Consider the following 239-nt stretch of genomic DNA (forward strand, 5'->3'; position numbering starts at 1 on the left):
GCACCGCATCGGAGCGGCGTCGTGAGAAGCTGCTCGGCGCGGTCGTATTGGTGCGGAAGAAAGTAGGCCTGCGCCAGCCAGTAGGCATGATTATAGGCGGCTTCTCTCGTTTCCAGCGCCACCACTTGCTGGCCCCAGAAGATGGCTGTCCCATACATGTGCTGCTTCATGGCATCGTGCATCCACCGTCGCAGGCGCATTGGGAGGGTCGGCGTTGGATCAGATGCGGGGACCTTCGG

General features: G+C 61.9%; 1 protein-coding gene. It reads right to left on the minus strand.

The features are described from left to right. Positions 1–200: CDC27 family protein (locus tag V6260_RS19700; RefSeq protein WP_425355717.1), on the minus strand; the 200-nt coding region annotated here is incomplete at its 3' end. Between the last annotated feature and the right edge of the window lie 39 nt (positions 201–239).

It is taken from the genome of Pseudoalteromonas aliena (assembly GCF_038155085.1).
Taxonomy (GTDB): Bacteria; Pseudomonadota; Gammaproteobacteria; order Enterobacterales; family Alteromonadaceae; genus Pseudoalteromonas; species Pseudoalteromonas aliena_A.